The 12,985-nt window shown below is 62.2% G+C and carries 7 protein-coding genes and 1 tRNA gene; 4 read left to right on the top strand and 4 right to left on the bottom strand.

What is annotated here, in order from left to right:
* Window positions 1-66: 66 nt before the first annotated feature.
* The 3 genes from O3675_RS07650 to argS form a co-directional block, all read right to left on the bottom strand.
* Complete coding sequence (locus tag O3675_RS07650) at window positions 67-1,356, bottom strand: homoserine dehydrogenase (protein WP_070616553.1); 1,290 nt, start codon at window positions 1,354-1,356, stop codon at window positions 67-69.
* A 316-nt stretch (window positions 1,357-1,672) separates the two neighbouring features.
* Window positions 1,673-3,193, bottom strand: a complete 1,521-nt coding sequence (gene lysA, locus O3675_RS07645) for a diaminopimelate decarboxylase (RefSeq protein ID WP_371571856.1) — start codon at window positions 3,191-3,193, stop codon at window positions 1,673-1,675.
* A gap of 83 nt (window positions 3,194-3,276) precedes the next feature.
* On the bottom strand, window positions 3,277-4,941 hold the full coding sequence (gene argS, locus O3675_RS07640) for an arginine--tRNA ligase (protein WP_303971737.1): 1,665 nt from the start codon (window positions 4,939-4,941) through the stop codon (window positions 3,277-3,279).
* A 74-nt stretch (window positions 4,942-5,015) separates the two neighbouring features.
* On the opposite strand from argS, the gene O3675_RS07635 reads away from it, so the two are divergent.
* The 3 genes from O3675_RS07635 (at window position 5,016) to O3675_RS07625 (ending at window position 7,482) form a co-directional block, all read left to right on the top strand.
* Window positions 5,016-5,089: transfer RNA gene (locus O3675_RS07635), tRNA-Arg, on the top strand.
* A 228-nt stretch (window positions 5,090-5,317) separates the two neighbouring features.
* Window positions 5,318-6,265, top strand: coding sequence for an NADP-dependent oxidoreductase (locus O3675_RS07630; RefSeq protein WP_371571854.1), 948 nt, complete (start codon window positions 5,318-5,320; stop codon window positions 6,263-6,265).
* 14 nt (window positions 6,266-6,279) lie between these two features.
* On the top strand, window positions 6,280-7,482 hold the full coding sequence (locus O3675_RS07625; protein WP_371571852.1) for an alpha/beta hydrolase fold domain-containing protein: 1,203 nt from the start codon (window positions 6,280-6,282) through the stop codon (window positions 7,480-7,482).
* Window positions 7,483-7,518: 36 nt separating this feature from the next.
* On the opposite strand, the gene O3675_RS07620 is transcribed toward O3675_RS07625, so the two are convergent.
* Window positions 7,519-7,980, bottom strand: coding sequence for a helix-turn-helix domain-containing protein (locus O3675_RS07620; protein ID WP_044150579.1), 462 nt, complete (start codon window positions 7,978-7,980; stop codon window positions 7,519-7,521).
* 285 nt (window positions 7,981-8,265) lie between these two features.
* On the opposite strand from O3675_RS07620, the gene hrpA reads away from it, so the two are divergent.
* Window positions 8,266-12,774, top strand: coding sequence for an ATP-dependent RNA helicase HrpA (hrpA, locus tag O3675_RS07615; protein WP_371571850.1), 4,509 nt, complete (start codon window positions 8,266-8,268; stop codon window positions 12,772-12,774).
* The last annotated feature ends 211 nt before the right edge of the window (window positions 12,775-12,985 follow it).

The raw sequence follows: 12,985 nt of genomic DNA, 5'->3' as shown, positions 1-12,985 counted from the left end.
CCCGCAAGCGAACATCGCACGTTTAGTGAGCGGCGCGTGCCGCACATAGATAACGGCTTTTGAGCCTTAGTGCTTCTCGGACTCCACGCGGATGACCGAGTTCACCTCACGCACAGTGTCCAGAGCATCAATCACAGCAATCGCACGGCGCAGATCAGAATCCTTCGCCGAGTGAGTCACCATACGAATCTGAGCCGCACCCTCCTTCGGGGTGGACTGGCGCAGCGAATCCACCGAAATACCGTGCTCGGCAAGGATACGGGTAATATTCGCCAGAACGCCCAGACGGTCCTCCACCAGAACACCCACCGAGTAGCGAGAAATCACGTTGTCCAGGCTAGTTGCGTGCAACTGAGCGTGAGAAGTCTCCGGAACACCGGGGCCACCCAGCACCAGACGACGAGCCAGAGACACGAAGTCACCCAGAACAGCCGAAGCAGTCGGTGCGCCACCCGCACCGGGACCGTAGAACATCAGCTCGCCAGCGTTCTCCGCCTCAACGAAAACAGCGTTGAACGCACCATGCACGCCCGCCAGCGGGTGCTGACGAGGAATCAGGGTCGGGTTCACGCGAATGTTCGCGCCGTCCGCACCCTCGCGCTCACAAATGGCCAGCAGCTTGATGACGTAACCATCAGCATCCGCGGCAGCAACATCATCAGCGGTGATGGAGGTAATGCCTTCAGTGTGCACATCATCGATGGTGAAGTCAGAGTGGAACGCCAGCGAAGCAACAATCGCAGCCTTCGACGCGGCATCGTGGCCCTCAACGTCAGCGGTCGGGTCAGCCTCCGCGTAGCCGAGCTTCTGAGCCTCAGCCAGTGCGTCCGCGAAGGATGCGCCGGTGGTGTCCATCTGGTCAAGAATGTAGTTGGTGGTGCCGTTCATGATGCCCAGAACGCGGGTCACACGGTCACCAGCCAGGGAGTCACGCAGGGGGCGCAGAATCGGGATAGCACCCGCAACAGCAGCCTCGTAAGAGAGCTGAGCACCGGACTCATCAGCGGCAGCCTGCAGCTCCACACCGTGCTTAGCCAGCAGCGCCTTGTTGCCGGAAACCACGGACTTACCCGCCTTCAGAGCACGCAGAATGCGAGTGCGGGCCGGCTCAATACCGCCGGTCAGCTCGATGACCACATCCGCCGCATCAATCAGGGATTCAGCGTCGGTGGTGTACAGCGAGGGGTCCGCATTCCAGTGGCGGGATGCATTAGTATCGCGCACAGCAATACCGATCAACTCCACGGGGGCGCCAATGCGCTTTTCAAGGACGGCGTTATCCTCGACCAGGATGCGAGCAGCCTGGGAACCGACATTACCGGCACCAAGCAGTGCTACTTTGATCTTTTCAGCCACGATAGTCTCTTTCTACGGTCTGTTCCGGGTTCGCCCCGGTATCTCTTCGGGCTACGGCGTGGATGCGGCGCAGAGCACGCACTCAACAACCACTTTATCAAGAGCCGGGGACGGCTCAGCAGCCTCAAGGTGCGACTTTTACTCTCTGAGATGAGGTATCCCTCACAGTTATGAGGTGAACCTTATCTTCTGTCATATTGTGAACACGCAAAACCGTGAAGACCCCGCCCGCAACCACCACCTCACGGCACGCATTGCAGAGACGGGAACTTCACGGCTTTTCATGATGTCAGAATGGGTTCTTAGATATCCGTTCTTAGATATCCGAACCCATATCCAGCGCCAACATATCCTCCTCGCGCTGACGACGAATCATCACGCGAGAAGGCTTACCCTCAGCAGTGGCAATCACCGGCGGGCGAGTCAAGAAGTTATAGTTCGAACCCAGCACATAGCAATACGCGCCGGTCGCCGGAACCGCCAGAATATCGCCAGCCTGCAGGTCAGCGGGCAGGTAGCAGTAGCGCACCACCACATCGCCAGACTCGCAGTGCTTACCCACCACGCGAGAGAGCACCTGCTCCCCCGCCGGAGCACGATTCGCCAGGGTCACCGAATAATCCGATTCGTACAGCACCGGGCGGGCGTTATCACTCATACCGCCGTCCACCGAAACGTAGCGGCGCACACGGATCTCTCCGTTCTCATCCTCAATGCTCACGTTCTTAATGGTGCCCACCGTGTACAGGGTCGCACCCGAAGGACCAGAAATAGAACGGCCCGGCTCAAACGACATATGCGGAATCGCCATGCCCAGGCGCTCGCAGGTTGCCGCGACGGAAGCGGCAATCGACTCGGTCACCTCGGTAATGGAGCGGGGGTGATCCGCCTCGGTGTAGCCGATGCCGTAGCCGCCACCCAAATCCAGCTCCGGCAGGGTCACGCCCAGGTCACGGTTGAGGCGGTTCATGAATTCCAGGGCGGTAGTAGCCGCTTGCTCGAAGCCCTCCGCTTCAAAAATCTGCGAACCAATATGGCAGTGAATACCGCGGAAATCCAGGGAATCGGTCGCGTTCAGAATCGCGGCAGCCAGAGCCGCGTAAGAATCGGTAGCCTCAACACCCCAGTGCTCCAGCTCCTCCTCGTCCAGACCGGCGAGCGCGGCGGTGCCCGGCTGCAGGGACATGCCGAACTTCTGATCCTCGTGCGCGGTCGCAATGGATTCGTGGGTCGAGGCGTGCACACCGGGGGTGATGCGAATCAGCACCGGAACCGGGGCGTAGGGTTCCTCGCCCTCAGCCACACGCTCGGCGGCAAGCTCGGCGTACACGCGCTCAATGAGCTTGAGCTCGTCCACCGAGTCAGCCACCACGCGGCCCAGGCCGTTGCGGATCGCACGGGCAATCTCAGCCTCCGACTTGTTGTTACCGTGCAGGGCGATGTTCGCACCGGGCACCTGTGCGCGCAGAGCCAACGCCAGCTCACCACCGGAGGCGGTATCCAGGCACAGGCCCTCCTCGGTCGCCCAACGAGCCACAGCGGTGGACAGGAAGGACTTGCCGGCGTAGTAGACGCTCACCTTCGCACCGTGCGCGGCGAAAGCCTGCTCAAAAGCGGTGCGGTAGGCGCGGGCGCGGGCGCGGAAGGTCGTCTCGGAGAAGACGTACTGCGGGGTTTCGTGCTCAGCAACCAGATCGCTGGCGGTCACGCCGTCAATGCAGAGCTCGCCCTGCTCATTGCGGGTGAAGGAATCAGTCCAGATGCTTCGGGACAGAGCCTCGGGGTTCTCGGGGTAGGTGAGCCATTCGGGGGCGTAGAGGGCGCGGGCTTCGCTCATCGTGTCTCTTTCTTAGCTATCTTTGCCGGCATACGCTCAACCCCCGCCCCAGTCATACGGGGTCGGGGGTTGAAACGAGAGTATTACATGCGCTCGGGTGCGCTCACACCCAACAGGTTCAGGCCGTTAGCCAGCACCTGCTGTGCCGCGTTGTTCAGCAGCAGGCGGGTACGGTGCAGGTCAGTGACCTCCTCGTCGGCCTTGGGGGCCACGCGGGAGACGCCGTACCAGCTGTGGTAGGCCGAAGCGAGCTGCTCCAGGTAGCGGTTCACGCGGTGCGGCTCGTAGAACTTCGCGGCATCACGCACAGCAGCGGGGAACTGGCCGAGTACAGCCAGCAGCTCGCCGTCAGCGGCGGAGTCGAGCAGGGAGGTGTCCACGCCGCCCTCAATCTTCACGCCGGCCTCCGCGGCGTTGCGTGCCACGGCGGCGGTGCGTGCGTGAGCGTACTGTACGTAGTAGACCGGGTTCTCGTTGCTCTTGGAGGTCAGCAGGCCCAGGTCAATGTCGATGGGGGTGTCCACCGAGTAGCGGGTCAGCTCGTAGCGGGCCGCGTCAACACCCACGGCCTCGACCAGGTCCTCGAGGGTGACCACGGTGCCGGCACGCTTGGACATACGCACGGGCTTGCCGTCCTTGACCAGGTTCACCAGCTGACCAATCATGACCTCAATCTGGTCTGCGCGGTAGCCAAGAATCTGGGCGATGGCCTTCAGACGGCCCACGTAGCCGTTGTGGTCAGCGCCGAGCATGTAAATCGCCACGTCGGCGGGGTTTACTGCACGGGTCATCTTGTCCTGGTAGTAGGCGATATCGCCCGCCACGTAGGCGTGGTTGCCGTCAGACTTAATGACCACGCGGTCCTTGTCGTCGCCGTAGTCGGTGGTGCGCATCCACCAGGCGCCGTCAGCTTCGAAGAGCTGACCGTTCTCACGCATGGTCTCGAGCAGGGCGTCCACCTTGCCGCCTTCGAACACCGAGTTCTCGTGGAAGAACACGTCGAAGTGGGTGCCGAATGCCGCCAGGGACTCCTTGATCTGATCGAACATCAGGTGAGTACCGATTTCGCGGAAAATCTCTTCGGGGTTCTCAGCCTCAAGCGCGTCAGGGCGCTGAGCCAGAATCTGGTCCTTAATGTCAACAATGTACGCGCCAGCGTAGCCGTCCTCGGGGGTCTCCTCGCCGCGAGCAGCGGCAATCAGGGAGCGCACGAAACGGTCAATCTGGGTGCCGTGGTCGTTGAAGTAGTATTCACGCACGACGTTAGCGCCCTCAGCCTCAAGGACGCGGGCGAGCGCATCACCGACGGCAGCCCAGCGGGTACCGCCCAGGTGGATGGGGCCGGTGGGGTTCGCGGAGACGAACTCAAGGTTAATGGTCTTACCGGCGAACTTGTCGCTGCGGCCGTATGCTTCGCCAGCCTCAACGATGGTGGCGGCAAGCTCACCAGCAGCTGCGGCGTCCAGGGTGATGTTCAGGAAGCCGGGGCCAGCAATATCTACGGATGCAACACCGGCGATGGCGCCGATCTTCTCTGCCAGAAGAGCTGCTGCCTCACGCGGGTTCTTGCCCACCTTCTTGGCGAGCTGCAGAGCGACGTTGGTTGCCCAGTCGCCGTGTTCGCGGGACTTGGGGCGCTCCACTCGGACGGCGGGCAGTTCAGCGCCCTCCACGAGGGTCAGCTGGCCGGAGGAAATGGTTTCTTCAAGGGCAAGCGCAATGGCTTCGGAGAGTTCTTCAGGAGTCATAACAAACTATTCTAGCAAGCCTTGGCAGGTGCCTGACCCTTTATCTAGTGCTTATCTGATACCATAGGTGGGTTGCCTCTGTAGCTCAGCGGATTAGAGCACCAGTTTCCGGTACTGGGGGTCGAAGGTTCGAATCCTTTCAGGGGCACGATGTTCTTATTCGAGAGGGAACACGGGAGCCGATACTCGCACAGCGGGTGTCGGCTCCTTTTTATATGCCCGGTTTATATACCCGGTGCACAATTCCGGGCAGAAACACCAGAGCGTGGACACTACCCGCCGCCCTGTTGTGGCAACGCTCGCACCCTTGAGAGAATGGGGAACGCGCACACCGTTCAAACAAGCACGACAACACCACAACAGCGGAGGTAAACCCGTGACCACCATGCGCCAGATTCAGCTCACCGAATGGGGCGACGAAAGCGTTCTGCACGAAGCAAACGTGCCTATCCCCTCGCCGGTGCGCGGTCATGTGCTCATCAAGACGGTTGCCGCCGGTGTCAACCCGATTGACCTGACCACCCGCAAGGGTCTGGGTCCCGCCGCTCAGCTGGCAGATCCGTCGTACAAGCCTTTCGTGCCCGGCTGGGATGTTGCCGGCACCGTGGTTGCTACCGCCGGCGACTACACGGGTTTTAAGGTGGGCGACGGCGTATTTGGTCTTGTTGCTTTCCCCTCCCCCGCCGGTGCGTACGCCGAGTATGTTCTCGCCCCGGCGCATCAGCTGGTGAAGGTGCCCGCCGATGTTCCCTGCGCTCAATTGGGCGGCGCTCCCCTGGCGGCACTGACCGCATACCAGGCGCTCTTCGAAGTGGCGCGATTGAAGGAAGGCGAGCGCGTACTCATTCACGCCGGTGCCGGAGGCGTCGGCCACCTCGCTGTTCAGTTGGCGGCGCAGGCTGGCGCTCAGGTTTTTGCGACCGCCTCCGCGGCGAACCACGAGTTTGTGCGCTCGCTGGGTGCCCAGCCCATTGATTACCGCACCGAGGATTTCCGCGCCGTACTGGGCCAGACTATAGACGTAGTGCTCAATTCCACCGGTCAGCAGACCTTCCTCGATTCGCTGGAGGTGCTGGTTCCCGGCGGCCGCATTGTCACCCTGACCAGCCCCGACCCGCTGGATGTTGCGCGTGAGCGCGGCTTCGAGGCGCAGTGGCTGACGGTTCACCCGGACCGCATGCAGATGCAGGAGATTGCCCGCCTCATGTCCCTGGGCCTGTTGAAGGTACACGTGGATCAGGTGCTTGATTTTTCGCAGGCTGCGCAGGCTCATGCCCTGGTTGCGACGGGTCGCACCCGCGGCAAGATCGTACTGGTTCCCTAACGAGGTGCTGATTCATGCAGATTTCTGAGAGCGCGCCGACCGTTGAGAGCACCGAGTACCGCTCCGGTTTTTACCGCGAGGCGGGCTTTCACGATGCCCACTCGCTACCCGACTACGGTGCGCAGTCGCCGGTAACTCGCGAGGCGTTCGCCTACGATTTCTTCCCCGCGGCTGCTGATTCTTCAACTGCCGAAACTTCAGCTACCGAGCCTTCTTCCCCCGCGCCGCTACTGGTGTGGGTTCACGGTGGCGCCTGGCGCTTCGGCACCAACCAGGCCCTACGCGACACTATCCTGCGTACCCCCACCGGGGAGCAGCCCAATACCCAGGCGCTCATGCGCGCCGCTTTTCAGCAGGCAGGCTGGGCGGTCGCGTCCATCAACTACCGGTATTCGCATCAGGCGCTCTTCCCGGGTGCCCTGCACGATGTGAAGGAGGCCGTGCGTTTCTTCCGCGCCAACGCGCACGAATTCGGCATTGACCCGCAACGCATTGCGGTAGCGGGCGGAAGCGCCGGCGGGCACCTGAGCATGATGGTTGCGCATACGGGAGATTCCGCCGCCGATGCCTCTGCACCTGAGGATTCTGTATCTGAAGATTCCGCATTTGGGGATTCTGCGAGCGCACCCGAGCACGACGAATACTATGAGGGCAGGGCGGCGAGCGCCTACCCGTCCCATAGTTCGCAGGTGGCGGCGGCAGCCTCGTTTTACGGGGTCAGCGATTTGAGGACCATCTTCACCGACCGTCCCCTGGCTGGCTACGCTCTCGACCACCCCGAGGATGACGGCGCCGAATGGCGGCTGTTGGGAAGCACCCACCCCGTACCCTCAGACCTGTCGACTATCGACGCTTCCAAGGGTGAGCGGGCGGTTCCGGGTGTCTGCATCGAGCGCGCCCAAAAGAACTGGGAGCGTGCGCATCCTATCGATGCGGTACGCCCCCAGAAACGAGTGAATAAGGTCGAAAGTGCCTCTGCACAGGGTACGAGCGGCGGCGCCACTGCCCTGATGCTCGTGCACGGTATTAGTGATTCGTGTGTGCCGTACCAGCAATCGGTGCGGGTGTATCAGGCGCTGCGCACGCGGCAGGTGCCTACCGATTTGGTGCTGGTTCCGGATGCCGAACACGGGGATTCGCGCTGTTTTAGCCCCGATATTGTTCAGCAGATGCTGCTATTTCTCAACCGCGCTGTTCGGTTCAACCGCAGCGTGTAGCTCAACCGCGGCGTGTAACCTGAGCGGTTCGACAGGTTAGCGAACGCGGCGGTTCACGTATTCGTGCTCAAGACGGTAGCGTTCGAGGTCATCAAAAGCAACGCGACGGTGCGTGTTAATGCGCTCGAACGGAATATCTCCGCGCTCCAGCAGGCGAACAACGGTCGGGCGGGATACGCCCAGGTAGTCTGCCGCCTCCTGCGTGGTCATGAGGCGGTCCTGGCGTACCACGCAGACGTCCTTACGGTCGGCGAATGCGCGCGCTACGGAGGTGAGGGGCCCGTACATTTCGGGAGAAATCTGTACGCGCTCGCCGTCGCCGGTGACCAGGTAGAGGGTCTCTTCGGCACTGAGGCGGTCGAAGTGGGTGCGCAGACTCGCGTGAACGAGGGCTTGGAAGAGCTCTTCGCAGCGGTGGTGAATTTCTTCGTGCTGTCCGTCTTCGTAGCAATCCAACACTGCAACACGTGTTGCCGGGTACGTCTTTGGTGATGGCATAGTCACTCCTTCGTTACTGTGTTATTCACCACTGTAGCAGTTGAACGAAACTATCGAAAGAAAGTTAAGAAGCGCAGTTATTTCGCATCTGCGGTGCATAAAATTCAGATGAATAATTATTAACTCTTTAGATAGCATTTGATATCATTTATTGTACATTAGCTGCTCTCCCGAGGTCAGTATTCCACCACCGCCCACCCCTGGGTTACCGCGAACAAACCCAAATATGACAAACAAAGCACACCCCAAGCCCACCGCGGGCAAGGCGAGTACACTGGATAGGATATGTCTGAGCAGAAATCCACGAAGAAACACGCAGATACTTCTAAGGCCCCCCGCACCGCCCCCACCATGGCGAGCATGGCCGCCGCAATCCATGCGGCAAAGGTACGATCCTCCGAAAAAACCGGCGAAAAAACCGCAGATAAAACTATTGAGAACAACGCGGTAAAAAACGGTGCCCCGAAGAAGGGTGCGCAGAAGAACAGCGCCCCGAAGAATAACGCAGACCGCAAGAACTCCTCCCGCGGCACCTCCGAACGCAACTCCAACGCCTCCCGTTCCAACCGACGCGCAGGCGGCACCAACCGCGCCCGCAAGCAGGGCAACCAGCAGGGCGACAACAAGAGCAACCAGCAGAACCGCCCGGCACCGCGCCGCTACGAACCCTTCATTCCCGAGGTCATCACCTACCCCGAAGAGCTGCCCGTCAGCGAACGCCGCGAAGACATCATGAACGCGATCCGCGACAACCAGGTCGTCATCATCGCGGGTGAAACCGGCTCCGGTAAAACCACCCAGATCCCCAAAATGTGCCTCGACCTAGGCCTGGGAGAGAAGGGCCTCATCGGCCACACCCAGCCGCGCCGCCTCGCCGCACGCTCCGTCGCCGAACGCATCGCCGAAGAACTCGGACAGAAAATCGGCGAAACCGTCGGCTACCAGGTGCGATTCACCTCCGAAGTGGGCGAACACAGCGCTATCAAGCTCATGACCGACGGCATTCTGCTCGCCGAAATTCAGAACGACAAGCTGCTACGCCGCTACTCCACCCTCATTATCGACGAGGCGCACGAACGCAGCCTGAACATTGACTTCATCCTCGGCTACCTCAAGCGCATCCTGCCGCAGCGCCCGGATCTGAAGGTCATCATCACCTCCGCGACCATCGACCCGGAGCGTTTCGCACGCCACTTCTCCCCCAGCTACGTGCCGGGCAAGGGCATCGTCGACGAAAACCTCAGCGCCGAAGAACGCGAAATTGCCGAAGCGATCCTGCCCGACGACGCGCCGCCCATCATTGAGGTGTCCGGCCGAACCTACCCCGTGGAAATCCGCTACCGTCCACTCGACGAGGAAGACTACCTCAGCGACGACGAAATCGAAGACGACCACGACCCCACCGACGGCATCCTCGACGCCATCAAGGAACTCTCCAAGGAAGCCCCCGGCGACATCCTCATCTTCTTCTCCGGCGAGCGCGAAATCCGCGACGCCAAGGACGCCATCGAGGCCATGGTTCTCAAGTCGCCGCGCCTGAACTACGAAGTGCTGCCCCTGTACGCGCGCCTCTCGCTCGCCGAGCAACACCGCGTGTTCTCCCCCGGTTCCCGGCCGCGCATCGTGCTCGCCACGAACGTCGCCGAAACCTCGCTGACCGTGCCCGGCATCAAGTACGTCATCGACACCGGCACCGCCCGCATCTCGCGCTACTCCGCGCGCACCAAGGTTCAGCGCCTGCCCATCGAGCGTATCTCGCAGGCAAGCGCCAACCAGCGTTCGGGCCGATGCGGCCGCGTCAGCGACGGTATCGCCATCCGCCTCTACTCCGAGGAAGACTTCAACTCGCGCCCCGAGTTCACCGACCCCGAAATTCTGCGCACCAACCTCGCCGCCGTCATCCTGCAGATGATTGCAATCGGCGTGGTGCGCGAACCCGGCGACATCTCCCGCTTCCCGTTCGTGCAACCGCCCGCATCCCGCGCCATTAACGACGGCGTGAACCTGCTGCGCGAACTCGGCGCGCTCACCGAACGCACCCGCCGCAAGGGACGAGGCGGTAACAACAGCGCAACCCTCACCGCCATCGGCCGAGCCATGGCGGCCTTCCCCGTGGACCCGCGCCTGGCCCGCATGATTATCGAGGGCGGCCGCCGCGGCTGCGCCAAGGAAATGATGGTGCTCGCCGCCGCCCTGACCATCCAGGACCCGCGCGAACGCCCCGCCGACGTGCGCGCAGAAGCCGACGCCGTGCACGCCCGCTTCGTCGACGACACCTCCGACTTCTCCTCCTTCCTGCTGCTCTGGGACTACATCAACGAGCAGCAGGCGGCGCTGTCATCCTCGCAGCTGCGCAAAATGTGCCACCGCGAATACATCAACTACCTGCGCATCCGCGAATGGCAGGACCTCTTCGCGCAGCTACGCGAAATGGGACGCACCGCCAACATTCACGCCAGCGGCGGCAGGGACATCAACGCCTCCGCCCACGAAATCGACATCCACAAGAGCCTGCTCTCCGGCCTGCTCTCGCACGTAGGCGTCAAGGAAGAACGCGAAAAGGACTCCAAGGGACGCAACCGCGGCCCCCGCGAATACCTCGGCGCACGCGGCACCAAGTTCGCAATCTTCCCCGGCTCCGGCCTGTTCAAAAAGAGCCCCGACTGGGTGCTCTCCGCCGAACTCGTCGAAACCTCCCGCCTGTGGGCGCGCACCAACGCCTCCATCGACCCGCAGTGGATCGAAGAAATCGGCAAGCACCTCATCAGCGTGCAATACTCCGAACCGCACTGGTCGCTCAGCTCCGGCGCGGCAGTCGCCTACGCCAAGGGTACCCTCTTCGGCCTGACCATCTACGCCGACCGCCCCGTGCAGTACGCCCGCGTAGACGCCGCAGCAGCCCGCGAACTGTTCATCCAGTCTGCCCTCGTCGAAGGCCAATGGCACACCCAGCACAAGTTCTACCTGCGCAACCAGCGTGCCCTCGCCGAAGTCGAAGAACTCGAAGCACGCCTGCGCCGCCGCGACCTGCGCGTAGACGACTCCGTACTTTTCGCCTTCTACGACGCACGCATCCCCGCCCACGTCACCGACGTTCGCGCCTTCGACAAGTGGTGGAAGCAGGCACGTCTCGAAGACGACAACTACCTGGACTTCAACCCCGAAAAGCTCATCAACGAGGAAGCCGCCGACTACGACGACTCCCAGTTCCCCCGCCAGTGGGTGCAGCGCACCGACAGCGGCGAACTGACCCTCGACCTGCGCTACGAATACGCCCCCACCGCCGGCATCGGAGGCGCACACACCGACGCCGCCAAGCGCGACGGCGTAGCAGTCCAGGTACCCATCCTGTTCCTCAACCAGCTGAACCCCGAACCGTTCCGCTGGCAGATCCCCGGCCTGCGCCACGAACTCGTCACCGCGCTCATCAAATCGCTCCCCAAGGCGATCCGACGCAACTTCGTGCCCGCGCCCGACGTGGCACGCGCCGCCTGCGCCGCCCTGGAAGAGGACTACTCCCCCGCAACCGACGAGCTCATCCCCTCCCTCGCCCTCGTATTACGCCGCCTGCGCGGCGTCGTTGTCGAGCCCGAGGCCTTCAACTGGGACGCCGTGCCCGGACACCTGAAAATGGGATTCCAGGTACGCAACGCACGCAACAAAATCCTGGGTGAGGGCAAGGACCTGCGCGCCCTGCAGCAGCAGCTCCACAAGGAGATTCGCGGCGCCCTCGCCGACTCCCTCGGCGCATCCGACGACACCATGGCAAAAATGGTGGCACTCGCGCAGGGTGGATCAGGCAACTCGGGCGGCTCGGGTAGCTCCGCGGCTTCTGCCAAGAAGGGCGCGAAGAACGCTCAGAGCGGCACCGCCCAGGTAGCCGATGCGCACGGCTCGCAGGTACGCGAAATCAGCGGCCTCACCGAATTCCCCGCCGACCTCTTCCCCAACGGAGAAATCCCCCGCAAGGTACAGCGCATCATCGCCACCCAGGCAGTCAACGGCTACCCCGCCCTCGTCGACGAAGAAACCAGCGTAAGCCTGCGCATCTTCCCCACCGAAGCCGAACAGCTGCACGCGCAGCGTCGCGGCATCATCCGCCTGCTCCAGCTGCAGGTGCCCTCGCCCGTGCGCTACGTGAGCGAACACCTCTCCCACAAGGAGAAAATCGTCTTTACGCAGAACCCGCACGGCTCCATCGACGAACTCATCCGCGACTGCACCGTCGCGGCACTCGACCACCTCGTGCCGCACACGCCCATCTTCACGCACGCCGAATACAGCGAACTCTACGAGCACGTGCGCGCCGAACTCATCGAGACGGTCTTCGACGTCACCAAGCTCGTCGCCGAAATCCTCTCCGAAGCCACCGCGCTGAAGAAGGCAATCAAAAAGACAACCTCGCTGACGACCATGCACGCCGTCTCCGACGTGAAGGCACAGATGGAGAACCTCGTCTACCCCGGATTCGTGGCGAAAACCGGCTACGACCAGCTGGTTCACCTGCCGCGTTACCTGAAGGCCGCCCAGGTGCGCCTGACGAAGCTCGGCCCGAACCTGCACCGCGACAACCAGCTCATGCTCACCGTGCAGGATCTGGAAGACTCCTACGATAACGCGGTCAAGTCGCTACCGGCAGGCACCATCGTGCCGGATGCGCTCCGCCGCGTGAACTGGATGATTGAGGAGCTACGTGTCAGCTTCTTCGCCCAGGAGCTCGGTACCGCCTACACGGTGTCTGAGAAACGCATTGCGAAGGCTCAGCGTGAGGCGCTGGACGCTATCAAGCGCTAATTCCGGGAATACAGTTAGTTGCGGACGGCGGTACTCGTCCTCACTCCTACAGGGGCACCCGCCCTCGCAGAGCTCGGGCACCCTGATGTCGCTACGGACGACACCGCCTGTCCGCGGTAGGTTCCCGCCTCAGCTTGCGCTGTGAACGGCAAAGAGCCCCCACACGATCACCTCGTATGGGGGCTCTTTCATCTCTGTGGTTTTCGGTGCC

Source organism: Rothia sp. 27098_8_27, from assembly GCF_041432805.1.
Taxonomy (GTDB): domain Bacteria; phylum Actinomycetota; class Actinomycetes; order Actinomycetales; family Micrococcaceae; genus Rothia; species Rothia mucilaginosa.
This window is presented reverse-complemented; position numbering and strand designations above follow the sequence as displayed.

Excerpts from the sequence above, each read along its gene's own strand:
- lysA (WP_371571856.1), bottom strand. The coding sequence starts at position 3,193 with ATGAGCGAAGCCCGCGCCCTCTACGCCCCCGAATGGCTCACCTACCCC.
- argS (WP_303971737.1), bottom strand. The coding sequence starts at position 4,941 with ATGACTCCTGAAGAACTCTCCGAAGCCATTGCGCTTGCCCTTGAAGAA.
- O3675_RS07625 (WP_371571852.1), top strand. The coding sequence starts at position 6,280 with ATGCAGATTTCTGAGAGCGCGCCGACCGTTGAGAGCACCGAGTACCGC.
- O3675_RS07620 (WP_044150579.1), bottom strand. The coding sequence starts at position 7,980 with ATGCCATCACCAAAGACGTACCCGGCAACACGTGTTGCAGTGTTGGAT.
- hrpA (WP_371571850.1), top strand. The coding sequence starts at position 8,266 with ATGTCTGAGCAGAAATCCACGAAGAAACACGCAGATACTTCTAAGGCC.